This is a genomic window from Rhodococcus triatomae (assembly GCF_014217785.1).
Lineage (GTDB): Bacteria > Actinomycetota > Actinomycetes > Mycobacteriales > Mycobacteriaceae > Rhodococcus_F > Rhodococcus_F triatomae.
The window spans coordinates 4,728,793-4,753,216 of the sequence record NZ_CP048814.1 but is presented as its reverse complement, the minus strand read 5'-3'; the positions used below and the strand labels follow the sequence as shown (position 1 = coordinate 4,753,216).

Annotated in this window: 28 protein-coding genes, 1 tRNA gene and 1 pseudogene; 19 read left to right on the top strand and 11 right to left on the bottom strand. The window is 67.8% G+C overall.

Going from position 1 to position 24,424, the window contains the following annotated elements; translation table 11 throughout:
• Positions 1-163: 163 nt before the first annotated feature.
• From G4H71_RS22265 to G4H71_RS22235, 7 genes are all read left to right on the top strand, one after another.
• On the top strand, positions 164-1,039 hold the full coding sequence (locus G4H71_RS22265; protein WP_246442867.1) for a ParA family protein: 876 nt from the start codon (positions 164-166) through the stop codon (positions 1,037-1,039).
• Complete coding sequence (locus tag G4H71_RS22260; protein WP_371843066.1) at positions 1,036-1,893, top strand: segregation and condensation protein A; 858 nt, start codon at positions 1,036-1,038, stop codon at positions 1,891-1,893. The genes G4H71_RS22265 and G4H71_RS22260 overlap by 4 nt, the downstream gene beginning before the upstream one ends.
• Positions 1,890-2,600 carry an SMC-Scp complex subunit ScpB gene (gene scpB, locus G4H71_RS22255; protein ID WP_083343345.1) on the top strand — a complete coding sequence of 237 codons (711 nt, stop codon included), beginning with the start codon at positions 1,890-1,892 and terminating at the stop codon, positions 2,598-2,600. The genes G4H71_RS22260 and scpB overlap by 4 nt, the downstream gene beginning before the upstream one ends.
• 31 nt (positions 2,601-2,631) lie before the next feature.
• Complete coding sequence (locus G4H71_RS22250; protein WP_072740332.1) at positions 2,632-3,633, top strand: pseudouridine synthase; 1,002 nt, start codon at positions 2,632-2,634, stop codon at positions 3,631-3,633.
• 35 nt (positions 3,634-3,668) lie between these two features.
• Entirely contained in the window at positions 3,669-4,331 is a 663-nt protein-coding gene (gene cmk / locus G4H71_RS22245) for a (d)CMP kinase (RefSeq protein WP_072740344.1), read from the top strand.
• Positions 4,328-5,758 carry a ribosome biogenesis GTPase Der gene (gene der / locus G4H71_RS22240; protein WP_072740331.1) on the top strand — a complete coding sequence of 477 codons (1,431 nt, stop codon included), beginning with the start codon at positions 4,328-4,330 and terminating at the stop codon, positions 5,756-5,758. The genes cmk and der overlap by 4 nt, the downstream gene beginning before the upstream one ends.
• 106 nt (positions 5,759-5,864) lie before the next feature.
• Positions 5,865-5,938 (top strand) — tRNA-Pro (locus G4H71_RS22235).
• Positions 5,939-6,142: 204 nt separating this feature from the next.
• On the opposite strand, the gene G4H71_RS22230 is transcribed toward G4H71_RS22235, so the two are convergent.
• Genes G4H71_RS22230 through G4H71_RS22220 form a run of 3 tightly spaced genes read right to left on the bottom strand, consistent with a single transcriptional unit; the run spans position 6,143 to position 7,432 of the window.
• On the bottom strand, positions 6,143-6,631 hold the full coding sequence (locus G4H71_RS22230) for a hypothetical protein (RefSeq protein ID WP_139183371.1): 489 nt from the start codon (positions 6,629-6,631) through the stop codon (positions 6,143-6,145).
• A gap of 60 nt (positions 6,632-6,691) precedes the next feature.
• Entirely contained in the window at positions 6,692-7,240 is a 549-nt protein-coding gene (locus tag G4H71_RS22225) for a recombinase family protein (protein WP_072740330.1), read from the bottom strand.
• A gap of 18 nt (positions 7,241-7,258) precedes the next feature.
• Positions 7,259-7,432: a recombinase family protein gene (locus tag G4H71_RS22220; RefSeq protein ID WP_139183370.1), complete on the bottom strand. Its 174-nt coding sequence runs from the start codon at positions 7,430-7,432 to the stop codon at positions 7,259-7,261.
• 391 nt (positions 7,433-7,823) lie between these two features.
• Here G4H71_RS22220 and G4H71_RS22215 point away from each other — a divergent pair, with 391 nt between their 5' ends.
• The 5 genes and pseudogenes from G4H71_RS22215 to G4H71_RS22200 all read left to right on the top strand — a co-directional run bounded on the left by G4H71_RS22215 (position 7,824) and on the right by G4H71_RS22200 (position 9,982).
• Positions 7,824-8,105 (top strand): transposase, encoded by a 282-nt coding sequence (locus G4H71_RS22215; RefSeq protein WP_072739663.1) that lies wholly within the window; start codon positions 7,824-7,826, stop codon positions 8,103-8,105.
• 29 nt (positions 8,106-8,134) lie between these two features.
• Complete coding sequence (locus G4H71_RS22210; RefSeq protein ID WP_185280470.1) at positions 8,135-8,566, top strand: IS3 family transposase; 432 nt, start codon at positions 8,135-8,137, stop codon at positions 8,564-8,566.
• 574 nt (positions 8,567-9,140) lie between these two features.
• A pseudogene (locus G4H71_RS22955) lies at positions 9,141-9,263 on the top strand (hypothetical protein); the annotation flags it as partial.
• Between the two features lie 157 nt (positions 9,264-9,420).
• Positions 9,421-9,561: a pyrroline-5-carboxylate reductase dimerization domain-containing protein gene (locus G4H71_RS22445; RefSeq protein ID WP_217631344.1), complete on the top strand. Its 141-nt coding sequence runs from the start codon at positions 9,421-9,423 to the stop codon at positions 9,559-9,561.
• 109 nt (positions 9,562-9,670) lie between these two features.
• The gene (locus tag G4H71_RS22200; protein ID WP_072740233.1) at positions 9,671-9,982 is read left to right on the top strand and encodes a DUF7716 domain-containing protein; all 312 of its coding nucleotides are present in this window, start codon (positions 9,671-9,673) and stop codon (positions 9,980-9,982) included.
• Here G4H71_RS22200 and G4H71_RS22195 read toward each other — a convergent pair.
• Positions 9,969-10,109 (bottom strand): hypothetical protein, encoded by a 141-nt coding sequence (locus G4H71_RS22195; RefSeq protein WP_169847200.1) that lies wholly within the window; start codon positions 10,107-10,109, stop codon positions 9,969-9,971. The two genes, G4H71_RS22200 and G4H71_RS22195, sit on opposite strands and share 14 nt — an antisense overlap.
• A gap of 38 nt (positions 10,110-10,147) precedes the next feature.
• On the opposite strand from G4H71_RS22195, the gene G4H71_RS22190 reads away from it, so the two are divergent.
• Both G4H71_RS22190 and G4H71_RS22185 read left to right on the top strand, forming a co-directional pair.
• Entirely contained in the window at positions 10,148-10,336 is a 189-nt protein-coding gene (locus G4H71_RS22190) for a type 2 periplasmic-binding domain-containing protein (protein ID WP_246442672.1), read from the top strand.
• Positions 10,337-10,365: 29 nt separating this feature from the next.
• Positions 10,366-10,980: a hypothetical protein gene (locus G4H71_RS22185; RefSeq protein ID WP_072740239.1), complete on the top strand. Its 615-nt coding sequence runs from the start codon at positions 10,366-10,368 to the stop codon at positions 10,978-10,980.
• Between the two features lie 32 nt (positions 10,981-11,012).
• Here G4H71_RS22185 and G4H71_RS22180 read toward each other — a convergent pair whose 3' ends face one another.
• From G4H71_RS22180 to G4H71_RS22165, 4 genes are all read right to left on the bottom strand, one after another.
• On the bottom strand, positions 11,013-12,029 hold the full coding sequence (locus G4H71_RS22180) for an alpha/beta fold hydrolase (protein ID WP_072740232.1): 1,017 nt from the start codon (positions 12,027-12,029) through the stop codon (positions 11,013-11,015).
• 90 nt (positions 12,030-12,119) lie between these two features.
• Positions 12,120-13,919 carry a pyruvate kinase gene (locus tag G4H71_RS22175; RefSeq protein WP_072740238.1) on the bottom strand — a complete coding sequence of 600 codons (1,800 nt, stop codon included), beginning with the start codon at positions 13,917-13,919 and terminating at the stop codon, positions 12,120-12,122.
• Between the two features lie 84 nt (positions 13,920-14,003).
• The gene (locus tag G4H71_RS22170) at positions 14,004-14,864 is read right to left on the bottom strand and encodes an AraC family transcriptional regulator (protein WP_072740231.1); all 861 of its coding nucleotides are present in this window, start codon (positions 14,862-14,864) and stop codon (positions 14,004-14,006) included.
• A 90-nt stretch (positions 14,865-14,954) separates the two neighbouring features.
• A complete protein-coding gene (locus tag G4H71_RS22165; RefSeq protein WP_072740230.1) occupies positions 14,955-15,710 on the bottom strand; it encodes an esterase/lipase family protein in 756 nt (251 codons plus the stop codon).
• A 212-nt stretch (positions 15,711-15,922) separates the two neighbouring features.
• Here G4H71_RS22165 and G4H71_RS22160 point away from each other — a divergent pair, with 212 nt between their 5' ends.
• Both G4H71_RS22160 and G4H71_RS22155 read left to right on the top strand, forming a co-directional pair.
• A complete protein-coding gene (locus G4H71_RS22160) occupies positions 15,923-16,330 on the top strand; it encodes an SRPBCC family protein (RefSeq protein WP_072740229.1) in 408 nt (135 codons plus the stop codon).
• Positions 16,331-16,397: 67 nt separating this feature from the next.
• Positions 16,398-17,420 carry a zinc-binding alcohol dehydrogenase family protein gene (locus G4H71_RS22155; protein WP_072740228.1) on the top strand — a complete coding sequence of 341 codons (1,023 nt, stop codon included), beginning with the start codon at positions 16,398-16,400 and terminating at the stop codon, positions 17,418-17,420.
• Between the two features lie 79 nt (positions 17,421-17,499).
• On the opposite strand, the gene G4H71_RS22150 is transcribed toward G4H71_RS22155, so the two are convergent.
• Positions 17,500-18,360, bottom strand: coding sequence for a helix-turn-helix domain-containing protein (locus G4H71_RS22150; protein ID WP_217631343.1), 861 nt, complete (start codon positions 18,358-18,360; stop codon positions 17,500-17,502).
• 91 nt (positions 18,361-18,451) lie between these two features.
• Between G4H71_RS22150 and G4H71_RS22145 the strand changes: the two genes are divergently transcribed.
• Together G4H71_RS22145 and G4H71_RS22140 are read left to right on the top strand one after the other, a co-directional pair.
• Positions 18,452-19,444 carry an ABC transporter substrate-binding protein gene (locus G4H71_RS22145; protein ID WP_072740227.1) on the top strand — a complete coding sequence of 331 codons (993 nt, stop codon included), beginning with the start codon at positions 18,452-18,454 and terminating at the stop codon, positions 19,442-19,444.
• A complete protein-coding gene (locus G4H71_RS22140; RefSeq protein WP_072740226.1) occupies positions 19,441-20,256 on the top strand; it encodes a siderophore-interacting protein in 816 nt (271 codons plus the stop codon). The genes G4H71_RS22145 and G4H71_RS22140 overlap by 4 nt, the downstream gene beginning before the upstream one ends.
• Before the next feature lie 57 nt (positions 20,257-20,313).
• On the opposite strand, the gene G4H71_RS22135 is transcribed toward G4H71_RS22140, so the two are convergent.
• Complete coding sequence (locus G4H71_RS22135) at positions 20,314-22,188, bottom strand: NAD(P)/FAD-dependent oxidoreductase (RefSeq protein ID WP_072740225.1); 1,875 nt, start codon at positions 22,186-22,188, stop codon at positions 20,314-20,316.
• Between the two features lie 136 nt (positions 22,189-22,324).
• On the opposite strand from G4H71_RS22135, the gene G4H71_RS22130 reads away from it, so the two are divergent.
• Positions 22,325-23,557, top strand: coding sequence for a helix-turn-helix domain-containing protein (locus G4H71_RS22130; protein WP_072740224.1), 1,233 nt, complete (start codon positions 22,325-22,327; stop codon positions 23,555-23,557).
• On the opposite strand, the gene G4H71_RS22125 is transcribed toward G4H71_RS22130, so the two are convergent.
• A complete protein-coding gene (locus tag G4H71_RS22125) occupies positions 23,542-24,405 on the bottom strand; it encodes an aldo/keto reductase (protein ID WP_072740223.1) in 864 nt (287 codons plus the stop codon). The two genes, G4H71_RS22130 and G4H71_RS22125, sit on opposite strands and share 16 nt — an antisense overlap.
• Between the last annotated feature and the right edge of the window lie 19 nt (positions 24,406-24,424).

Below are 24,424 nucleotides of genomic sequence, written 5' to 3'. Positions count from 1 at the left end.
CCGGACACCGGGCACCGCGCGAGACGAGAGAGCAGGGGAGCATCGGACCGTGACGACACCGCAGCCTGCGAGCCTGCCGCAGCCTTCCGAGCAGGAGGCTCCCGGTCCGCCCGTTCAGCCCGTGGACACCGAACCGTTCGACGGTGGCGAGGAGAACCCGACCCTGTACCCGGCGGATCCGGTGGACTCCCCGGCAGAGGACCTGGGCCCGACGGGCCGTCCGCTGCGGGAGGTTCCCGAGCCGACGCCGGTCTCCTCGCACGGCCCGGCCACCATCATCGCGATGTGCAACCAGAAGGGCGGGGTGGGCAAGACCACCTCGACCATCAATCTCGGTGCCTCGCTCGCCGAGTACGGCCGCCGGGTGCTGCTGGTGGATCTGGACCCGCAGGGCGCACTCTCCGCGGGACTGGGCGTGGCGCACCACGATCTCGAGCTCACCGTGCACAACCTGCTGGTGGAGCCGCGGGTGTCGGTGGACGACGTGCTGATGCGTACCCGGATCGAGGGGCTCGATCTGCTCCCCAGCAACATCGACCTCTCGGCCGCGGAGATCCAGCTGGTCACCGAGGTCGGCCGGGAGCAGACGCTCGGGCGCGTGCTGCACTCCGTCGTCGACCGCTACGACTACATCCTCATCGACTGCCAGCCGTCGCTCGGCCTACTCACCGTCAACGCCCTGGCCTGCTCGGACTCGGTGCTCATCCCGATGGAGTGCGAGTTCTTCAGCCTGCGCGGGCTGGCGTTGCTCAACGACACCGTCGAGAAGGTGCGCGACCGGCTGAACCCCCGGCTGGAATTGGCCGGCATCGTCGTCACGATGTACGACGCCCGCACCCTGCACGCCCGCGAGGTCATGGCCCGGGTCGTGGAGGTGTTCGGGGATCTCGTCTACGACACGGTGATCAACCGCACCGTGCGTTTCCCGGAGACCAGCGTCGCCGGCGAACCCATCACGACATGGGCGCCGAAGTCGACGGGTGCGGGGGCGTACCGCGCGCTCGCCCGCGAGGTCATCCACCGCTCCGGCCCGCAGTGACGGTGGTGACCGACCCGACCTCTCCGGCTCCCACGGCCGACCCCGCAGCCGGCGCCGACGGGGTGGAGCCGGGCAAGGGCGGCTTCCGGGTCACTCTCCGCAACTTCGAGGGCCCGTTCGATCTGCTGCTGACGCTCATCAACCAGCGGCAGTTGGATGTCACCGAGGTGGCACTGCACGAGGTCACCGACGAGTTCATCGCCTACACCCGCTCCCTGGGCGCGCAGATGGGACTGGACCAGACGACCGAGTTCCTCGTCGTCGCCGCGACCCTGCTCGATCTCAAGGCGGCGCGACTACTGCCCGCGGGCGAGGTGGAGGACGCCGAGGATCTGGCGCTGCTCGAGGCCCGCGACCTCCTCTTCGCCCGATTGCTGCAGTACCGGGCGTACAAGCAGGTCGCGCAGCTGTTCGGCGAGCTCGAGGCCGCCGCGCTGCGACGCTACCCGCGTTCGGTGGCGCTCGAGGAACAGTTCACCGCCCTGCTCCCGGAGGTGCTGCTCGGCGTCGACCCGGCCCGGTTCGCGGACATCGCGGCCGGTGCGCTGGCGCCACGCCCTACTCCCACTGTCGGACTCGACCATCTGCACGTGCCGAAGGTGTCCGTGCCGGAACAGGCGGCGTGGGTGCTCGAGCGGCTGCGGGGGCGCGGCGCGGGGGAGTGGGTCGGTTTCGGAGACCTGGTCGAGGACTGCGAGGCGACGGTCCACATCGTCGCCCGGTTCCTGGCGCTGCTCGAGCTGTACCGGGAACGTGCCGTGGCGTTCGAACAGCCGGAGCCACTGGGAGACCTGAGGGTGAGCTGGACCGGTGAGGATGCGGAGGCACCGGCGATCGAGGAGGACTACGGGTGAGCGAGGACACCGGCGCGACGGCGCCTGCCGAGGGCGACGCGGAGTCGCTCGAGGACGAGATCGAGGTCGACGGGGAGGAACTGTCGGACGCGGAGCTCGAGTCGGTTCTCGAGTCGCTGTTGCTGGTGGTGGACTCGCCCGCCTCGGTGGAACAGCTCGCCGCGGTGACCGATGCGTCACCCGAACGGGTCGCGGCGATTCTCACCCGGATGGCCGAGGCCTTCACCGTGCGCGGAAGCGGGTTCGATCTCCGGTACGCTGGGGACGGATGGCGGCTGTACACCCGCACGGCCCACGCACCCTACGTCGAACGTCTACTCCTCGACGGAGCGCGTACCAAGCTCACCCGAGCGGCGCTGGAAACCCTCGCCGTGGTGGCCTACCGCCAACCGTTGACCCGGGCCCGCATCAGTGCGGTACGCGGCGTCAACGTGGATGGTGTGGTGCGGACCCTGCTGGCCAGAGGCCTGATCGCCGAAGCCGGGACAGACCCGGAGACCACTGCCACGCAGTACGCGACGACGGAGCTCTTCCTGGAGAGGTTGGGGCTGGCGTCGCTCGCCGACCTGCCCGAGCTCGCCCCGCTGCTGCCGGACGTCGATCTGATCGACGACATCAGCGACAGCCTCGAGGCGGATCCACGATTTGCGAGAATGAATCGGGCTCCGGTGACCGCCGACCAGGTGGACACCGACCCGGACGACTGAACACGAACACCGACAGGGATCGAAAGAAAAAGTGAAGACACCCGCTCGCCGAGATGGCACACCGGATCGCAACAAGAAGAACAGCACCGACAAGGGGAAGAAACCCCAGTTCGGCAAGTCCCAACCGGCTCGCGGCCGGGGCGGAGCCCCGGCGCCCGGTGGCAGCAAGACGAACAAGAAGGGCAAGCCGAAGGCTGCGAAGCCGCGGCGTACCGAGAATCCTGTCCCTCGTGTCAGCAATGCCAAACCCGCCCGTCACCAGTACGTCGAGGGTGACCGCGTGGGCGGCCATCCCCAGGGCGACGGCGTCCGGCTGCAGAAGGTGCTGGCCCAGGCCGGTGTCGCGTCACGCCGGGCGGCCGAGGACCTGATCGCGCAGGGGCGCGTCGAGGTGGACGGCCGCATCGTCGTCGAACAGGGGCTGCGGGTGGACCCGGAGAACGCGGTAGTCCGCGTGGACGGTGTCCGCGTCGTCATCCAGAAGGATCTGGTGCACCTCGCGCTGAACAAGCCGCGCGGCTGGCAGTCGACCATGTCCGACGATCTCGGCAGGCCGTGCGTCGGTGACATCGTCTCCGAGCGGGTGTCGGCCGGGCAGCGGCTGTTCCACGTGGGCCGTCTCGATGCGGACACCGAGGGACTGCTGCTGCTCACCAACGACGGCGATCTCGCACACCGGCTGATGCACCCGTCGTTCGAGGTGTCCAAGACGTACCTGGCGACGGTCTCCGGCCATCTCGCGAAGGGGGTGTCGAAGAAGCTGCGCGACGGGGTGGAACTCGAGGACGGCCCCGCGAAGGTCGATGCGTTCACTCTGCTCGACGTCAACGAGGGCAAGTCGCTGGTGCGGCTGAGCCTGCACGAGGGGCGCAAGCACATCGTGCGCCGGCTGTTCGATGCTGTCGGACATCCCGTCGTGCGACTGGTGCGCACCGACATCGGTGCCGTCGCGCTCGGCGATCAGCGTCCGGGGACGCTGCGGGTGCTCGGCCGCGGCGAGGTCGGCGGTCTCTACAAGGCGGTGGGACTGTGAGCTCGGTATCCGCGGGAGGCCCCTTGATCGTCGCCATGGACGGCCCGTCCGGTACCGGTAAGTCGTCGGTGTCGCGGCGGCTCGCCGGCGCGCTCGGTGCCCGCTATCTCGACACCGGCGCGATGTACCGGATCGCCACCCTGCACGCGCTGCGTAAAGGCGTGGATCTGGACGATGCGGGAGCGATCGCCGACGTGACCGCGGGGCTGCCGTGGTCCATCGGCACCGACCCGGCAGGGGAGCAGGTGCTCCTCGACGGCGAGGACGTCGGCATCGAGATCCGGGGTGGCGCAGTGACTTCCGCGGTGTCCGCGGTCTCCGCCGTGCCGTCGGTGCGGGAGCTCCTGGTCGATGCCCAGCGCCGCCTGGCTCGCGAGGCGGCGCGCATCGTCGTCGAGGGCCGGGACATCGGCACCGTCGTGCTGCCCGACGCCGACGTGAAGATCTACCTCACCGCGTCCGCCGAGGCCAGGGCCCGGCGCCGCAACGAGCAGAACATCGCCGAGGGACGCGGCGACGACTACGCGGCGGTGCTCGCCGACGTGCAGCGTCGCGACCACCTCGATTCCACGCGCACCGTGTCGCCGCTGCGGCCCGCCGACGATTCCGTCCTGGTCGACACCAGTGAACTGGGAATCGACGCGGTCATCGCACGGTTGCTGGACCTGGTGACCGAAAGAACTGGAGTACAGCAGTGACCGACGAATTCGTATCCGACAACTTCGCCGGTGACGGCATCTGGAGTGAGGAATCCGACTGGGAAGGGCTCGATTTCGACGTCGAAGGCGACGAGGAATCGCACGTCCCGGCACCCACGCTCGCCGTGGTGGGCCGTCCCAACGTCGGCAAGTCCACCCTGGTGAACCGGATCATCGGCCGTCGTGAGGCCGTGGTGCAGGACGTTCCCGGTGTGACTCGGGACCGGGTGTCCTACGAGGGCACCTGGAACGGGCGGCGCTTCATGGTGCAGGACACCGGCGGGTGGGAGCCCGACGCCAAGGGCCTGCAGCAGTCGGTCGCCCGGCAGGCGGAGCACGCCATGCAGACCGCCGACGCGATCCTCGTGGTGGTCGACGCCGTCGTCGGTGCGACCGCGACCGACGAGGCGGTGGCCAAGGTGCTGCGCCGCTCGAAGACTCCGGTGCTGTTGGTGGCCAACAAGGTCGACGACGAGCGCACCGAGGCCGAGGCCGCCGCGCTGTGGTCGCTCGGCCTCGGCGAGCCGTATGCGGTGTCCGCCGTGCACGGCCGCGGCACGGGCGATCTGCTGGACCAGGTGCTCGCGGTGCTGCCCGAGACTCCCCGCGAGGGGACCCGCACGGGCGGGCCGCGGCGGGTGGCGCTGGTCGGCAAGCCGAACGTGGGTAAGTCGAGCCTGCTCAACAAGCTGGCCGGCGACGAGCGATCCGTCGTCCACAATGTGGCGGGTACCACCGTCGACCCGGTGGACTCGGTCATCGAACTGGGCGGCCGCCCTTGGCGTTTCGTCGACACCGCAGGCCTGCGCCGCAAGGTGAGCCATGCCAGCGGTGCGGAGTTCTATGCGTCGCTGCGGACCAAGGGCGCCATCGAGGCGGCCGAGGTCGCCATCCTGCTGATCGACGCGTCGGAGCCGATCACGGAGCAGGATCTGCGCGTGCTCGGCATGGTCGCGGATTCGGGCCGCGCGCTGGTGATCGCGTTCAACAAGTGGGATCTGGTGGATGAGGACCGCAGGTTGCAGCTCGACCGTGAGATCGATCGCGATCTGGTGCGGGTGCCGTGGGCGCAGCGGGTGAACATCTCCGCGCAGACCGGCCGGGCCGTGCAGAAGCTGGTACCTGCGCTGGACACGGCGCTCGAGAGTTGGGACAAGCGGATCCCGACGGGCCGACTCAACACGTGGCTCAAGGAGGTCGTCGCGGCGACCCCGCCGCCAATGCGTGGTGGTCGGCTTCCACGGATCATGTTCGCCACCCAGGCGGGCACCAGGCCGCCGACGTTCGTGCTGTTCACCACCGGATTCCTCGAGGCCGGCTACCGCCGCTTCCTCGAACGCCGGTTGCGTGAGGAGTTCAACTTCGACGGCAGCCCGGTCCGCATCTCGGTGCGTGTGCGGGAGAAGCGGGACCGCCGCAAGCGCTAGCGTGCAGGGTGCTCGGTGGGATGTATCGGCACTGCGCTGACCAGGCGATTAGCGCAAGATGGTGCCCCTGATGTAATCTCATCGAGCGCCCGAACGCGGGCGTGGACGGGCTGTGGCGCAGCTTGGTAGCGCACTTGACTGGGGGTCAAGTGGTCGCAGGTTCAAATCCTGTCAGCCCGACCGAGAAGTCCCGGAAACTCAAGGGTTTCCGGGACTTTTTCTGTAGGTGAATTTGAAGATTTGAAATCAAAAGTGCAACCGACGCTTGTGAGACCGCCCGAGGGGCGGCCTGATTCGTTGCCGGACTTAGTGATGCTGGCGAAGGGTCGTTGAGTTCGGCGCGGATCTGGGTGGGTTCGGGGCCGACGAAAACCCCGGCAAAGATCACCCGGTTGAGCTGCTTTCGCACCGTTGCGGGTGCGTCAGTGGAGGTTGCGTTGGCTTCTTGCAGTAGACGAGGGCGTCGCGGAGGCTTTGCTGGATGTCGGCGCTGCCGGTCTCTGGCTTCGCCTTCTCGCGGCCGAGGTTCGCCAGTTCAGTGTTGAGGCGTCGTTGGTGGGTGAGGAACAGATCGCGGGGATGGCGTCGGCGTAGCAGCCGTCGAGGAGCTTGGTCTGGTTTGCCCCGATCTTTGGGTCGCCTCGGTGATCTCTCCGAGTCGCCGTCATTGACTGCCTGCTGTCGGTGGAGGGTGGCCAATTCGATGCGGTCGCGCTGGCCCGGGTTCAGCTCGATCGAGCGGTAGAGGTCCTCGATGCGTTGTTCGACCTGGGCGATGGGCAGGGCTCTGCCTTGCGGGCAAGTAGTGTCGCGCCGTCGATGGCAGACGTAGTACTCGTAGATGCGACCGGTCTTGGTGCGGGTGTGCCGCACGATCAGCCGACGCCCACACACACTCGCCGCAAGACACCCTTCCTTTGAGGTAGCGTGAAATTAGTGGTCGTGGGCGCGGGAGCGTTCTTCATTGCGCCGACTGGTGAGGATGTTCTGCACGGTCGCCCAGGTGGTCGGGTCGATGAGTGGCTTGTGCCGTCCTGCATGTTCGATGTCGTTGAGGGTCGCCATGCCTTTGTAGTAAGGGTTGCGGAGCAGACGGCGCAGCCCGTTCATGGTCAACGGCCCCGATGGGGTGTTCGGCCCAGGCCTGGTCGTCAACCCACGGGCTTCCAACTCTGCGGTGAGTCGGGTGACGCTCGACTCGCCGGTGGCGTAGGCCTCGAATGCCCAGATGATCTGCTGGGCCCGCTTGGGGCCGATCGTAATGGTGCGGTCTCGCGCCTGTCGTCGAAGGCACGCTCGTTGAGGTATCTGAGCGGTGCCCGGCCCAATGTGCCTCCCTGGATGGCCTTTTGCAGTATCCCCTTCATCACCTCGGTGGCGGAGTTCTGTGAGTAGAACTCCGCGATGGAGGCCATGATCCCATGCAGCAGCCTCCCACTCGGTGTCGTGGTGATGCCCCGGTCGTGGAGACCAGGTACGCACCCACTCCCTGGAGCGACTTCATGATCGCGGAATCATCGGTCCGACTGCGGGCGAGACGGTCGATCCATGCACGATCACGAAGTCCACCGGGCGGCCCTTGATGTACTCCAGCATCCGCGGCGACTCGGGTCGTTCCAGCGATATGCCGGAGCGGCCGCGCTCGACGAACTCCGTCACGATGAGGGCGCCCATCTCCAATGCTCGTCACCGGTTCGCCTCCCGCTGCGCCGGGATCGACAACCCCTCCGACTCCGACCCCCGCCGAGCTTGGTCGTCGGTGGAGACGCGGACATAGGACACCGCCCGAAGCGGGCACAACGGACTCTCTAAGGTTCTGACAGTCATGCCTCAACGCTTCAGGGTGCGACGAATTAGGTGCAGGGAGAAGCGATGTCTTCGTGGATAAACGGGGATCCGGGTATGTGACCTCCAAGGCCGTGTTGCCAGAGCCGGTCAAATCCCAGCAACGTCGTCGGTGGGCGCTAGTGTCTTGGTGGATACTGGCGTGTCCCCTGTGAGTAGGTCCGGGTTGTTCTAGAGTCCTAATTGCCCTGGTGAGGGCGAAGAAGGGACGATAGAGATCATGGCGGGACGCAAACGTCACTCGGCAGAGGACATCGTGCGCAAGCTGCGCCGAGCCGACGAGTTGGCAGCGGAAGGCAAGAACGGCGAGGAGATCGCCGCCGCGCTCGAGGTGTCGGCGGCAACGCTGTACAACTGGCGTCGCCAGTACTCCGGTAGTGACGCCGATGCCGCGAAAGAACTCAAGGAACTGCGGGAGCAGAACAGCCGGCTCAAGCGGTTGCTCGCCGATGCCGAGTTGGAGAAGGACGCGCTGCGGGAGATCGCCAAGGGAAAATTCTGAGCCCGACCGCCAAACGCGCCGCGATCACCATGCTCACCGGCACCCTGCAGATGTCGGAGCGGTTCGCGTGCAAGGTTGTTGGGCTCTCCCGATCGGTTCACCGACGGCTGCCGTTGGCGCAGACACCGGACGACCCGGATGCCGATCTGCGCGCAGAGTTGCGCAGGTATTCCTGCAAGCATCCACGGCACGGGTTCCGTCGGGCGTGGGCGTGGCTGCGCTACGACCAGGGCGTCGCGGTGAACAAGAAGAAGGTGCACCGCCTGTGGAAGGTGGAGGGACTACAGGTGCGGCGTGCTCCACGCCGCAAGCGTGCCGGCCGGTCCTCCGTTCCGGTCGTCGACGCGGATGCTCCGAATGTTGTGTGGGCATTGGACTTCCAGTTCGATTCGACCGTCGACGGCAAGGCGGTGAAGATCGCGTCGATGGTCGACTATCGGGGACCTGCCAGTCGACCATGACGATAACGGATGATCTCGACTAATGGGCACTTACGGCAGACGCCGTGCGTATCGCGATCCACTATCGACCGAGGGAAGTGACGCTGAGTGAACTGTGGCACCTCGTCGACGAGATCCATTCGCGGGTCTGCAGGGCAGGGTAGGTTCCACGTCGATTGGGCAGGTTCCGGTGAGCGCCTCGGAATAGTTGTTCGAGGTGACATATCGGGTTTGTTCGACCTAGCCTCAAACTTTCGTCCGGCCCGCGCTGGTGTCGTCGGGGTCCACACTCCCGAAGTGGTAGGTCCGTTCATCTCGGTTGGGCAGGTGTGCGCGGTCGGGCCCCACCCTCGTCGATCCGCGCATCCGGATGGCTGCGAACTTGTTCGTCCATGTCGGCTGCTCGTCCACACTGAGGTGTGGCCTGGCGCGCCGGGCATCGATCGCCTCAGGCGAGTAAGGAGCGGCACATGGGCGCTACTGGGACGGCAGCATTTCTGGGTACGGGGCATCATGGGTGAGGTCCTGCTCGCGGGGTGGTTGGACGGTGGTCTGAAGGCGCGCGACGTTTGGGTCACCGCACGCAAACAGAGTCGTGTCGACGAGCTCGTCGTCACCTACGGAGTGCGCAGCACGACAGACAACCACGACAGACAACATCGAAGCGGCCGCCGGCGCACAGATCGTCGTTTTCGCCGTGACACCCGAGCACATCTCCGGCCTCGTGCGCGAGGTTGCCGATCACCTGCATGAGGGCGCCGTCGTCGTCTCCCTCGCCGACGGTGTCTCCCTGGCGGATCTGGAAAGCGATCTGCCCGACGGAGTCGCCGCTGCTCGCGCGATGCCGAGCCTGACTGCTCGGGTCGGCCACCTGGTTGCAGGACAGCGACGAGGACGCCGCCACGCTCCGAGTCAAGGTCTGCGCGCCGGGAGGCACCGGAATCCGACGCATCGCCGAACTCGACGCGCGAGCCGTCCGCGCCGCCCTGGTCGTCGCGCTCACCCGGTCCACGTGAGCTCACGACCCGGGCCACGGCCTGTCGCGCTGGTGGGGACCGCTACCTTGTCGGTAGCGGGAGTAGCCGGCACGAGCGGAGGTGCCGACATGTCAACGGGGAGAGGCAGTTGGACCTGACACTGGGTGACGTGCTCGAACGACCTCTGGATTTCGACTGGCGAGATGCGCTCTACATGCACCCTGGTGAGCCACTTCGGTGGGACGCACCGTGCATCGTGCACGACGTCGACGACGTGGTGAACGACGAGCGGGACCTACCGGAGATCGTGCTCGCACACGGATGCGAGTATGTGCTGGGAATGCAGGACGTGCGGAGCATCGTCGACAACCTGCGCTACAAGGTGCCCGAACCCACTGCAGGTGAGCTTCTCGAAGCATTCGTCTTCTACGTGGAGAACGATGCATTCATCGTCGTTTGACCGTACCGACGGTGAAATGACTTCCCGCGCTGCGACGTTCGACTTCGTCCACCGCATCCACCGCCAGATCATCCACGTTGATTCGCGACACGCCTTCGGCGTCGGTGAGGAGCGTGGTGGTGCCCACGGCGTGCCGGACTCCGCCGCGACTTGGCCTTCGAGTCCATGGCCACCGACCTGATCGGCATCGTCGAGCAGAACCTCGCGGTCGCGCTGCTGCCGTCCGCGTTCGTTCCCGCACGGACGGCGCTGGTGTCGATCCCGGTGTCGGACGGCCCGACGCGGATCGAGTACCTCGCCTGGAGCGATTTCAACCCGAGCCCCGCCGCCTTCCTCCAATCATGCGACTTGTGATCCGCGCCTTCACCTTGTTGACTACCCCGGTGACTGTCAGACGTATCGGGACGTTGGCCGTATCCGGAGCACTCCTCGCGATGTCGGGCCTCATGGCCGCCTCGGCGACGGCAGCCGCGGAGGTGCCGGAAACTGCGGCGCCGCAGAGCTGCGTCATCGACGAGAACGACCGGGCGGCAACGGTGGACACCCTGCTCCACCGCTGCACCAGCGAGGAGATCATCGGCCTGTTCGAGGCCGCACCGGTCGGCGTCGCCCCCGAAGGCACCCTGACCATCACGCTCCTGCCCGTCTATCAGCTCGACGGACGGATCATCGGCTACGACAACGCGCAGAAGCTGTCGACCGCGCAGAACAGGCTCGGTGACTCGCTCACCTTCACCACCGGGCCGAGTGGGGAGCCCTGGGTGTACAAGGACTACGTGTGGGGCCGCGATGCGGGCGGCCCGGTCGTCCCCGGTACCTCACGCATCGACGGCAAACCGGCGTGGACGGCGGACTTCTCGCGTGACTTCGGCGGCATCCCGATCAGCGTCCACGAGTACCGCCAGCTCACGCCGGACGTGTGGATCGGCCGCGACATCGGGGGCGTCTCGTCGGCACGGGCGAACGGACCGACCGGCGGGGCGATCGTCCTGAGCTGACCGCTGCGCTCCGATACGGGAGCCGGTTGCGATCAGTCCGCCAGCAACTCCTTCAGTGCGGCGTCGATGAACGCGGTGTCCGTGGCGTTCTCGCCGCCACCGGCGAAATGGCCCCACACGCCCGGAATCACCCGGAGTTCGGCGTTCGGCATGAACGAGACCTCGTACTCCTCGTCCTCGGGTGGGAAGTACAGATCCTTCTCGGCAGGCAGGACGATTGCCTGCGCCGTGATCGACGCGAGGGCGGCCTCGTGGTCGCCACCGAAACCCGGTGTGTTGCCGACGTTCCCGTTCTGCCACGTCCACAGCATGGCGAGCAGGTTGTTCGCGTCGCGGCCGTCGAGGAAGAACCCCTCCCAGAATCCGACGAGGAAGTCCTCGAGCGAGCTGTAGCCCATCTCGCGATAGAGCTGCTGCCAGTAGAACGCCTGACTGAATCCCCATCCCGCGTACACCCGGGCGGCTGCCCGGAGGCCCTGATCGGGCTGCCGCTCGTAGCGCCCGCCCGAGTATGCGGCGTCCGTGGTAATCGCCGCCTTGACCGCTTCGAGGAAGACGATGTTGTGCTCGCTGGTGCGTGCAGAACCGCAGAACGGCAGGATCTTCGGCACCATCTCCGGATAGCTCACCGCCCATTGGAACGTCTGCGCGGCACCCATCGACCATCCGGTGACCGCCACCAACTTCTCGATCCCGAAATGATCGGCGACCAGGGCGTGTTGGGCGCGCACCTGGTCGTAGAACGTGACGCGGGGAAAGCTCGGACCGTCGTAGGGCGGTGGGGTGTTCGACGGTGACGAAGACAATCCGTTGCCCAGCATGTTGGGAACGATGACGAAGTAGCGCGCGGGATCGAGCGCCATACCCTCGCCGATCAGCCACTCGTTCTCCCAGTGCCTACCGGAATACCAGGTGGGATAGACGACGGCGTTGGAACGGTCGTCGTTCAGGGCGCCGTAAGTCGTGTAGGCGAGGACGGCTCCGCGCAGGGTGGCTCCCTGTTGGAGTTCGAAGTCGCCCAAGGGGAACGTCTGATACTCGCGGGGCATGCGATTCTCCGTCCGGGTGTCGATCGTGACACCTGAAATGATTCCATATGGAAGTAAAATCCGCTCGGCAACGAGAGAATCGCCTGTGACTCACTCACCCACATCCCACGCCCCGAGCTTGCGGAGCAGGGGATTCTTCTTGTAGATGTGCCGGTGCATGCGGCGCAGGATGTCGTCGAGCGCGGTGATGGCCTCGACGATGTACGGCCCCTTGTTGAGCATGACGCACTCGGCGCGCTCACCCTGCGCCGCATCGGTCACCTCGGCGCGGGTCGGCACCCCGGCGTCCGCGAGCGAATCGAGTACCTGCGTCGCCCAGATCACCGGCACCCGCGCGGCCTCGCACAACCACAGCGTCTCCTCCTGAACCTCGGCGAGCCGCTCGAACCCGGCCTCGACGGCGAGGTCGCCGCGCGCGATCATCACGCCCACCCGCTTCCACCGCATCAACTCGAGCAGCACCTCCGGCAGCGCCTCGAACCCGGCGACCGTCTCGAGCTTGACCACCACACCGATGTCGAGGGCGTCCTTCTCCTCGAGCAGTCCGAGAAGCTCGCGCACGTCGTCTGCCGTCCGCACGAAGGAGATCTCGACGATGTCGGCCAGGGCGACCACCGCGTCGAGATCTTCCCGGTCCTCGTCCGTGAGTGCCGGGATCGGCAGTGTCGTGTCCGGGAAATTGATACCCTTCTCCGCCTTGAGCTTCGTTCCCCGGATCGGCGCGGAGGTGATGCTCACGTGGATCTCGTCCTCGGACGCGGAGGTGACGACGCCGCCGATCTTGCCGTCGTCGAACAGGACTCGATGCCCCTCGTGCACGGCGCCGAACGCCTCGGGCAGGGTGCAGCCGATGCGGTGCCGCCCGTCGGACGTCGGGACGGCGGGTTCGAGCGAGGACGTCAGCACCAGCAGGTCGCCGCGGCGGACCCGAAGCGACTGCGGGGTGGCCGGTAGCGCACCCACCGTCGTCGCGTCCTCGCCGACGGCCAGGATCGTGCCGGGGACGAGGTAGCTCGTCCGGTCGCCGACCAGTTCGACGCCCGTGCCGGTGGTTTCGACCACTGCCATGGTCCGGGTGCGGCCCCGTGCCTCGCGGAAGGTGACTCGGTCTCCGACGACCCGGCGTTCCACCCAGTCGGAGTCGGTGATCGGGACCTCGGGATCGCCGCAGTGCAGGGGAGCACGACCGGTCCACACCGTGGTCGGCGACACCACGCGGCCCGCGGCATCACGCGAAGGCTTGATCTTGACCACCCGGGGGCCTGCCTCGATCGGCCCGGTCCGCAGCTTCGGACCGCCGAGATCCATGGCGATCCGTACTCCCTCGCCCGCGGAGCGCACGTGGGTCGCCATCGCCGACCACGCGTCGTGCTGGTCGTGGGCACAGTTGACCCGGGCGAGGTTCATCCCCGCGTGGACGAACGACCGGACCAGCGAGGCATCGGACGCCGCGTCGCTCGGCAGGGTCACCATGATCCGGGTGGTGCGATCGTCCGGCGTTCCGCCGAGCAGGGCGGCGGCGTTCGCGGACAGTTCGAACCAGGGTTCGGAATCGGGCGGGCCGGGCTCGGGCACGCTCGAGCGGCCGTCCCCGATCGCGGCGTCCAGCATGCCGAGCACCGCATCGAGGTTGCGCAGCACGTCCGATTCCATCCGGCCGAGCGACGACAGCCCCTCCTGGCTGAGCCGCACCTGGAGATTCCGCAGGTCGTGACAGCGGAGCGCTCGGTAGCGGACGAGATTGGCTGCGGCCGAGCGGTGCGCGGGATCGACGTGCTCGATCCGCTCCGTCGCCGCACGTTCGGCCGCCGCCGCATCACCGCGCAGCTGCACCAGCGCGCCACGCAGAGCCTCGAGCCGCTCGCGGCGGCCGGTCGCGTCGGGAGTCATCACCGCCTCCTTCACCGATCGCGTACCACCGAGCCTGCCGCATCCCGGCCGGTCGTGCACGGGAGGTGGCGGATGCTGCCGCAGTCAGGCCGTCGATTCCACCGCGAGCCAGACCTCCGCGCCGAGGAGGGCCCCGTCCTCGTCGTAGTCGGCGCGCACGATCTCGGGAGCCGGTATCGCCCGATACGGATTCGCCGGGAACCAGTCACCGAACGCCTGGGGCCACACCTGCTGGATGGCTTCGAGGGTCGGCTCCGCGGCTTCGAACACGACCCAGGTGCTCGCGGGCACGTCGATTACGTCGAGATCGGCAGGCACCGCAGAGGTGGTCGCCGCCGCGACGTAGTAGTCGAACGAGCTTCCGTCCTCCCGAGACTCGTCGAAGTTGTGGCAGACGGCCAGCTCACCCGTCGGCTGCTCGTTCGACGGCGCCGCGATCCGCTCGCGCTCCTGCTGTCCGAGGTTCTGCTCGAACTCGATCATGGCCTGGTTCGGCCCCTCGTAGACGAGTGGGATCCTGGCCTTGCGTCCGACGAGCCGGAACGCGTCCTTGCGCACGATTCGATACCGCATCTCACTGCTCCCTTCGATTCGGAGATGGAAGGTGAGGCGTGGTTGTGTCCGGAGTACCGCACCCGGTTGCCGAGCCTGCTCCGGCCCGACCCCGTGAACGGCGCGGAACGCCCGTGAGAATGCATCCGCCGACGAGTAGCCGTACCGCACAGCGATGTCCTGGACCGCCTCGCGGTCCGCGACGATCGCCGCCGCCGCAACCGTCATACGACGGCGCCGGATGTACTCGGACAGCGGTATCCCGGTCAACACCGAGAACACGCGACGCAGTTCGTACTCGGACGTCAACGCGTGGCGTGCCAGCGCAGCGACCTCGATGTCGGCATCGAGCGCCTCCTCGATGGCCGCCATCGCCCGGTTCCACCGTTCCATCGACCTCTCCTTCCGATGCCTCGACGGTACGAGAGGTGCGGTGGTCGACGTCCGACTCTTCCTGCCCGGAATTGTCGGGTGCGGGAAACGCTAGCGGCGGTACGGGAACAGGGAGCCGTCCGCGGTGAGTTCGCCGTCGGGAACATCCACGAACTCGCCGTCGCACTCCCCGCCGAGCGCGGTGAGAGTCGCCTCCCAGACGCGTGGATCGACACCCTCGAAGGTGTGCTCGAGACCGAGATCGGGGGTCGGCTGGAATCCGCGGATCGGGGTGACCCGGCACTGGCCGCCGTCGAGATTGCCGTCGGCCCACTCGCGTTCGCTGCGGATGTTGTAGTACGCGGTGTCGCCGGGAGTGTCGTCTCCGGCGTTGAGCGTGTTCATGTACTCGGTGCCGGGGCAGACGTCCGCGCCGACCGGGGCTCCGCAACCGCCGGGCGACCCGTACTGGGGCGAGCCGATCGCGATGTAGGTGTCGACGTTCGGATGCCCGCCCAGCTCCTTGAGGTACCAGCGCGAGGTGATGCCGCCGATGCTGTGACCCACGAGCGCGATCTGCGCCTCGGGGTGCTCGGCCCTGGCCCGTTCGACCTCACTCGCGATGGTCTCCGGCTCTTCGGTCAGATCGAATCCGGGGAGATCGAGTACCTTCGCGTGCACCCCGTTCTGTTCCAGATAGCCGGCGAACGGTTGGTAGGGGAGCGCTCCCATGTACTGGCCGGGCAGCAGGATCGCGACGACCTCGTCGGACGCCGGCGGGGCCTCGGCCAGGGCGTTCGGCGCGGTGGCGACGGAGGCGGCAGCGAATCCGGCGATGACCGCGGCGCGGCGGAATCTGGAGAACATGAGGTAAGGCTAACCGATGGCAATCGGGAAAAGGGTGCGGAGCCGGTCACACAACGCGAGCATCGGTCCACACAACGTGAGCATCGCGGGATTCCTGCCGGAGTCGACGGACCGGTTTCGATACCTTCACACGGGAGCGTGGTGGAGGCGAGATTTCGAATCACGTCCGTTTCCTTCAATCTTCCGCCCGGATCGGGACGAGAATGACGGCCATGACTGCGTACTCGGAGCACATAGGTGTCACCATCGAGCGTCCCGTCGAGGTCGTCTACGCTTTCGCGGCGGATCCGTCGAATCTTCCGAGGTGGGCGGCAGGGCTCAGTGCCGCGATCGCCGAGGATTCGGACGGTCGGTGGATCGCCGACTCGCCGATGGGGAAGGTCGTCGTCGAGTTCGCTCCGCGGAACGCCTACGGAGTACTCGACCACATCGTGACGCTCGAATCGGGCGAACGCGTGGACAATCCGGTCCGCGTCGTGGCCAATGACGGGGGTAGCGACGTGGTGTTCACGGTGCGCAAGCACAGCGGGATGAGCCATGACGACTTCGCCCGAGATGTGGCGGCGGTCCGTGCGGACCTGGAGAAACTGAAGCAACTCCTCGAAGACGGCATCGCCTGAGAGAGATGACCTGTTCCGATCACGAAAGTCGTCCGGGCCCCGCGTCGGTGGGCGTAGCTTGGGCCCCATGCGGGCATGGGTCGTCGCCGAGCCCGGGCCGATAGGGCCCGGGGCGAACGAGCTCGGCCCACTCGAACTGGTCGACAAACCGACACCCGATCCGGGTGCCGGTGAACTACTCGTGCAGATCCGGGCCTGCGGAGTGTGTCGCACCGACCTGCACGTCGCCGAGGGAGATCTTCCCGTACACAAGGACCGCGTGGTGCCCGGACACGAAGGCGTCGGAACGGTCGAGGCGCTCGGCCCGGAAGCGACCGGATTCGCGGTGGGCGAGCGCGTGGGGATCGCCTGGTTGCGGCACACCGACGGCACCTGCGCGTACTGCCGGCGCGGCGACGAGAACCTGTGCCCGAACTCGCGATACACCGGGTGGGATGCAGACGGATGCTACGCCGAATATGCCGTTGTCCCCGCTGATTTCGCCTATCGACTCGACGTGGCCATCGAGGACGTCGCGCTCGCGCCGCTCCTGTGCGCCGGGATCATCGGCTACCGGGCGCTCGCCCGCGCGTCCCTTCCGGAGGGCGGCAGGCTGGGGCTCTACGGATTCGGTGGTAGCGCGCACCTGTGCGCTCAGGTGGCGCTGGCTCAGGGCGCGCGTGTGCACGTCCTCACCCGCGGGGCGCAGGCGCAACGGCTGGCCCTCGATCTGGGGGCGGCCTCGGCGGCCGGTGCGTACGACACACCTCCGGAACCGCTGGACAGTGCCGTGCTCTTCGCCCCGGTGGGTGATCTCGTTCCCGTGGCGATGCGTGCTCTCGACCGTGGCGGCGTCCTGTCGGTCGCGGGAATCCATCTCAGTGACATCCCCGCACTCACTTACGAGACCGAGCTGTTCTACGAGAAGGAGATTCGGAGCGTCACCGCCAATACGCGTGCGGACGGACGGCAGTTTCTCGAGGTCGCCGAGCGTCACGGCGTCCGGGCGACAACCCACGTCTATCCGCTGTCGCAGGCCGACAGGGCGCTCCGTGACCTGAAGGCGGGCCGCTTCGACGGGGCGGCGGTTCTGGTCAACGACCTGTCCTGATCTCTGTATGACCGACAGTTCCGGAACACTGCGACTGCAGGCGTGCGCGGGCACCGCCCGCAACGACCGACCGGCGCGGTCACCGTGGCGCGGGCAGCTGGCGGAATCGGCCCGGAGTTCGGCCGAACCGCTGGGAGAATGCGGCGACGAACGCGGACGGGGTGGCGTAGCCGACGGTGTGTGCCACGGAGGTGACGGACTGATGCTGGAGCAGTACGCGCGCGGCGCGCAGGCGCAGGTCGGTGCGCCAGGTGGTGAACGACATCCCGAACTCGCGCTCGAAGTCCCGCTGCAGAGTCTTGACGCTCGTGTGCAGGCGCGCGGCCCATTCGTCGAGCCGGGTCGGATCGCCAGGCCGTCGGGCGAGCGCCCTCGCAACGGACAGCGCCTGACCGTTGCCGCGCGCCGCGCGGTGGTCGGGTGCCGTTTCGGCCGGTTGTAGCGACTCGACGATGCGGCCACGTGCCTCGGGCGCGGCGTCCGCGGGAAAGTCGGGTGCGCCGAGGCGTCGTACCAGGTCGCGGATGTCGGGGTCGAACGAGACTGCTCCATATCGAAGATCGGACAGGTGGGGCGGGATCTCGCGCAGACAGATTCGGTAGAGGGTGCCTTCGCCGGCCGCGTGGATCTCGTGGCCGACCGTCCTGCGGGCCCAGAAACCGGTGTCACCTCCGGCGAAGACCACGGAGGAGTCGGCGCGAGCCGACAGCAGATCGGGTGACCAGTAGAGCTGGTGCAGGAAGTCCTCGCGGTTGTAGGCGAACTCCAGTGGCGCCTCGGAGCGGTAGGCGAGCACGAGGATGCCGCCGGGCGACCCCAGGCCGTACCCGTACTCGTCGCACCGCGGGGCGTCCGGCCGGGTGCTCCTGGAGGCGAACCCGCCGCGGGCCGATTCGCCGACCGCGGTATGTCCTGTCACCGACATCAGCTGACCTCTCATCGACATTCCTGCAGTGTTGGTAAGGCTAGCCTGAGTCCGTTGTCGGCTCCGGTTCGGGGCCGGCCGTTCGGACGACGAAGGAATCACTCACATGCTTGTACGCCGATCCCTGCGCCTGGTCGGTGCCCTGGCGCTCGCCACCGTGGTCGCGGCCGGATGCGCCTCGACCGATGCCGCCGACACGGGCGAGGTCCCCACGCGCGTGTTCGCCGCCGACAACGGCGACGTCACCATCCCGGTCGACCCGCAGCGCGTGGTCGCCACCGGATATGCCGTTCCCGCACTCATCGAGGCGGACGCGAATCTGGTGGGCATCTCCACCTGGGAACGCGGCCTCGCGGTGATGACGCCGGAGGACCGCGCCACCTACGACGGCCTCGAGAAGGTGGCCGGCGCGATGGCGATCGACACGAACTACGAGGCGGTGGCGACCGTGGATCCCGACCTCATCGTGATCGGGGTTCCGCAGCCGGCGCTCGTCGACATCGACATGGCCCGGTTGGAATCGATCGCCCCGGTCGTGGTGATCGGTCCGACCGTCCCCGCGGCGTGGCGCGAGCTCTCCCGGCGCCAGTCCGATGCGGCGGGACGCCTCGACGATTTCGAGGCGTCCCGGGCGGCCTACGAGGACAAGGCTGCCGGACTGCGCGAGAAGTACGGCGACACCCTCGCGGGAATGAAGTTCGGCCACCTCGGGGCGTACGGGGACACCTCGACAGGCACCTTCCAGCGTGAGTTCGCGGATTCGTGGGGCACCAACATCGCTCAGGACGTCGGGGTCGAATACCCCGGCGAAGTCCAGCGCAAGGAGGGTGGCTCGAAGGACGTCGCCGAGACGCCGTCGCTGGAGATGATCCCGGAGAGTTTTGCCGAGGCAGACGCGATCACCTACACGGTGGAGCCGACGGGTGCGATCCGTCCGGCCGTCCAGCAGGTGCTCGATTCGCCGCTGTGGCAGCAGCTCCCGGCTGTCCAGGCAGGCCGGGTGTATCCGATCCAGTACTCGGAGGCCGCCACCTACGCGTCCGCGCAGCGCACCCTCGACTCCATCGACGCGTCGTTCGAGGGGTTGACGCGTCCGTGAAGATCGACCGTAGCGATCCGGAGACGCGGGTCGCGGAGCATCATCGGTCCGGGACGGGAACGACCCGGGTCGGCTATCCCATCGGGGTGCGTCGCGCCGCCGTCGTCGGCCGGCGGGAAGTGGCGCCGGGCATGGTGCGCCTGACCCTGGGCGGGCCGGAACTCGCCGGATTCCACAGCTACCAGGCAGACGACCACGTGAAGATCGTGTTCTCGGATGCGGACGGTACCCGGCGGGATCCGGTGACCAACGACCGGCAGATGCTGGACTGGCCACGGCCACTGCCCCGGTCCCGCAAGTACACGATCCGGCGATACGACGCCGACGCCCTACAGATCGAACTGGACTTCGTCGTGCACCCCGGCGGGCTCGCCTCCGACTGGGTCACGTCCGTCGCCGTCGGCGAGCACGTGACCGTCGCCGGCCCGCCCGGTGCGTTGGCGTTCGCCCACAACTACGACCACTACGTGTTCGCCGTCGATGCCACCGCGCTGCCGGCCGCAGCACGGTGGCTCGACGAGGCTCCCGTGGACGTCTCGGCGCAGATCGTGGTCGAGACGGACGACGCGGGCATGCACGAGTACCCGTTGGCCGATCGTGCCGGGGTCACGGTGACGTGGCTGGTCCACGACGGCGTGCGGTCACGGCTCGCGGACACGGTTGCCGAGCTCGAGATGCCGACCGGGCGAACGTTCCTCTTCGCGGCCGGCGAAGCCGGGGACATCACCCCGCTGCGGGCCTGGGCGAAGGAGCGGTGCGACGACGTGCTCGTCACCGGGTACTGGAAGCGGGGCGTCGCCGGGATGGACTAGACCTTCGGGACGGAAGTAGGCGGGTGCGGGCGGATAGGGCCCACACCCGCCTACTTCTCAGCTGAGGTGGTGCACCTCCTGCAACCCGAACACCGGCGTCGGGATCCGTTCGTGGCGCGCCTTCAGTTGCAACGCCAGGTACAGGGAATAGTGCCGGGACTGATGCAGGTTGCCGCCGTGGAACCACAGTGCCTCCTGCCGAGTGGGCTTCCACATGTTGCGCTGTTCGCCCTCCCAGGGTCCCGGATCCTTGGTGGTGTCCGAGCCCAGGCCCCAGCACTTGCCGACCTTGTCGGCGACGTCCTGGCCGATCAGATCCGCTGCCCAGCCGTTCATCGATCCGTACCCGGTCGCGTACACCACCAGGTCCGCTTCGAGTTCCGTGCCGTCCGCGAGGACGACCGTGTTCTCGGTGAGTTCGCGTACCTCGCCCGCTGCCAGGTGGATCTTCCCGTCCGCGACGAGTTCGGACGCGCCGACATCGATGTAGTAGCCGGAGCCGCGACGCAGGTACTTCATGAACAGGCCCGACCCGTCGTCGCCCCAGTCGTGGGCGAACCCGGCCTTCTCCAGCCGATCGTAGAAGTCGCGGTCACGCTCGCGGATCTTGTCGTAGATCGGGATCTGGAACTCGTGCATGATCCGGTACGGCAGGGAGGCGAACGTGAGATCCGCCTTCTCCGTGGTCATCCCGGCGGCGAGGGCACGTTCGGAGTAGAGGTCGCCGAGGCCGAGTTCCATCAGGGATTCGGACTTGACGATGTGGGTCGACGAGCGCTGGACCATCGTGACATCCGCGCCCACCTCGTACAGCGCCTTGCAGATGTCGTGTGCCGAGTTGTTCGCGCCGATCACGACCGCCTTCCGGCCCGCATACGCGTCCGGGCCGGGATGCTCGCTCGAGTGGTGCTGGTCGCCCAGGAATCGATCGCTTCCCGGGAAGTCCGGGACGTTCGGCATGCCCGACATGCCGGTCGCGAGCACCAGGTGCCGAGGGGTGAGAGTCACCGCCTCGCCGTCCCGGTCCACCTCCACCGTCCACTGCTTCGACTCCTCGTCGAAGGACGCCGATCGGCACGTCGTCGATCCCCAGTAGGGCACCTCCATCACGGAGGTGTACATCTCGAGCCAGTCGCCGATCTTGTCCTTCGGTGCGAACACCGGCCAGTTGTCCGGGAACGGGAGGTAGGGGAGGTGGTCGTACCAGACGGGGTCGTGCAGGCACAGCGATTTGTATCGGCCCCGCCACTGGTCGCCCGGCCGAGCGTGGCGGTCGAGGACGAGGGCCGGGACGCCGAGTTGCCGCAGTCGCGCACCCAGGGCGATACCACCCTGCCCGCCGCCGACGACGACCACGAAGGGCTGGCGCTCGTAGCCGAGTTCGCGTTCTTCCGCGGCCCGGCGCTCTCCCCACGTCTGCGTCACCGCTCCCGACCCGTGCACCGCGCCCCGGTCTCTTCGCGTTCCGCGGCGCTCCTCGTGGCCGCGGATCTCCTGGAGTGTGGTGAGCAGCGTCCAGCACCGGTCGCCTGCTTCCGATGTGCCCGCATCGTCACCGGGATCGTCGTCGGCGCGCAGCCGCAGGTGGCCCACCCCGCGTCCGGTGGCCGTCTCGAACTCGAGCCAGGCGCTGACGACTCCGTCCGCCTCGACCGGCACCTCCCGGGTCCGGAAATCGCGCGGCGCCGTGTCGGCGAGGCGTGCCCGCAGCATCTCCTCGATCTCGTCGCGTCCCTCGACGGTCTTGATGTTCCAGGTGAAGGACACCAGATCGCGCCAGTAGCTGTCGGTGGCGAACAACGCGCTCGCGGCTGGCACGTCCTGTGCCTTCAGTGCCGCCTCGAACCGTGTCAGCCACGCGTCCACCCGCTCCTGGGGACCGGCGGCCCGATCGGCGGTGTCGTGCCGGGGTGGTTCCATCGTCCGGGTCATCACTGCTCCCTCGTTCTCGTCTGTTGCCTGTGATTCAGAGCACACTGCATCGTGAGATGGGCGGCAAGGGTTGCAGGGGGTAGCGGCGGCGGTGCCGGTTGTTGCATGCGACTGTGATCCGACGCACAATCGGGCGATGACCCCAGTCCGCGGTCCCGAGCCGGCAGTATCGGCCGGGGAGGATCCGCGCCACTACGCGCGATTGCTGGCGGCGGTGTACGACGCGACCATGGCGGGGGAGAAGGCGCCCGCACGCCCCCGCGAGGTGGTCGGTGACTCCTGGCGGAGAGTGCGAGAGCGCGGAGTGGACCCGGACTGTGGTGCCGCGTCCGCGACAGTCGACGGGCCGACTCTCGAGGCGCACCGGAGGAGTTCGGGACTCGACGTGGTGGTGGACCGCCTCACCGCGGGAGTCGAGACGTTGCTCGACGACGGGGAGACGGTCGCGATCATCGCCGACAGGGACGGCACCATCCTGTGGCGCGAGGGCGCGCCCGTGGCGATCGGCCGGGCGGACGGGTTGGGTTTCGTGCCGGGTGCCAACTGGGCCGAGGACGCGGTCGGGACCAACGCCATCGGTACCGCACTCGTGACGCGCCGTGCCGTGCAGATCTTCTCGGCGGAGCACTACGTGCGCAGCCATCATCAGTGGACGTGCGCCGGCGCGCCGATACGGGACCCGGCAACCGGACGCGTCATCGGTGTACTCGACGTCAGCGGCCCGGCACGCACCGCGCATCCGGCCACCGTGGCCCTCGTCGATGCCGTGTCCAGGCTCGCCGAATCGGAACTGAGGGAACAGCATCGTCGTCGGCTGGATCGACTGCGCAGGGTCGCGGCACCACTTCTGGCGGGACGCGCGGGCCCGGTGGCCGCGCTCGACACCGACGGGTGGGTCGCCGCGGTGGATGCGATGTCACCGGCCGACCGGATCCCGCTCCCCGAAGGCGTGCGCGCCGGACGGCACCGGCTCCCGGTATGGGGCCTGTGCGAGGTGGATCCGCTCCCGGGTGGCGGGCTCGTCCGGCCGGTGCCCCACGGAATCGACGACCCCGCATCTGCGACGACGGTCCACCTCGACCTGCGTTCCTCCACGGCAACGGTGCGGATCGGAACCACGCACGGACAATGGGTCCACCATCCGAGTCCGCGACACGCGGACGTGCTGTGCCTGCTCGCCCGACACCGCGACGGCCTGTCCGCCGCAGACCTCGCGGCGCACCTCTTCGCCGACCGCAGCCGCGTCGTGACCGTCCGTGCGGAGATGTCCCGGCTGCGCCGGATGTTCGGCGGAGTGCTCGAGGCGCGTCCGTACCGGTTCGCCGACGATGTCGACGTCACCTTGGCCGTGGATCAGAACTCCTCGTAGACCGCCGGATCCTGATCCTTCAAGCGACCGTCGGCCCGCCCGAGGCGGCTGATCGCCTCCATCTCGTCGGCACCCAGTTCGAAGTCGAACACCTCGAGGTTGGCGCGTTGTCGGTCCACATGTGACGCCTTGGGGAGCGGGAGCGTACCGAGCTGTACGTGCCAGCGCAGGATCGTCTGCGGGATCGACCGGCCGTGTGTGTGCGCGATCCGCGCGAGCTCCGGGTCGCGGAGCAGATCACCGGCGCGGCCGAGCGGACTCCACGACTGGGTGCGAATCCCCAGGCCCGCATCGGCGGCGCGTTGCGTCGCCTGCGGGAAGCGCGGGTGCAACTCGATCTGGTTGACGCTCGGGGCCACCCCGGTCTCGTCGACGAGGCGGTCGAGATGCTCGGGCAGGAAGTTGGAGACGCCGATCGAACGGACCACGCCCTGTCGACGGAGATCCACGAGAGCACGCCAGGCATCGACGTATCGCCCCTGCCGTGGGTTCGGCCAGTGGATCAGATACAGATCCAGGTAGTCGAGACCTGTTCGGTACAACGATTCGTGCACCGTGTCGATAGCCTCGCCGTATTCGTGGTGGCGGCCAGGGAGTTTCGACGAGACACGGATCTGTTCGCGGGGGATACCGGACCGCCGGATCGCTTCCCCGACGGCGCCTTCGTTCTCGTAGGACACGGCGGTGTCGAGGAGCCGGTAGCCCGACTCCAGTGCGCTCACCATGGCCGCGACCCCGCCGGTTCCGCGCAGGAGGTACGTGCCGAAGCCCACCGCGGGGAGCGTCGTGCCGTCCGCGAGGCGGTACTCGGGAACGCCTCCGTCTACGAGCGAGGTCACGGGTTCCATCGTAGGCGCCACACAGATG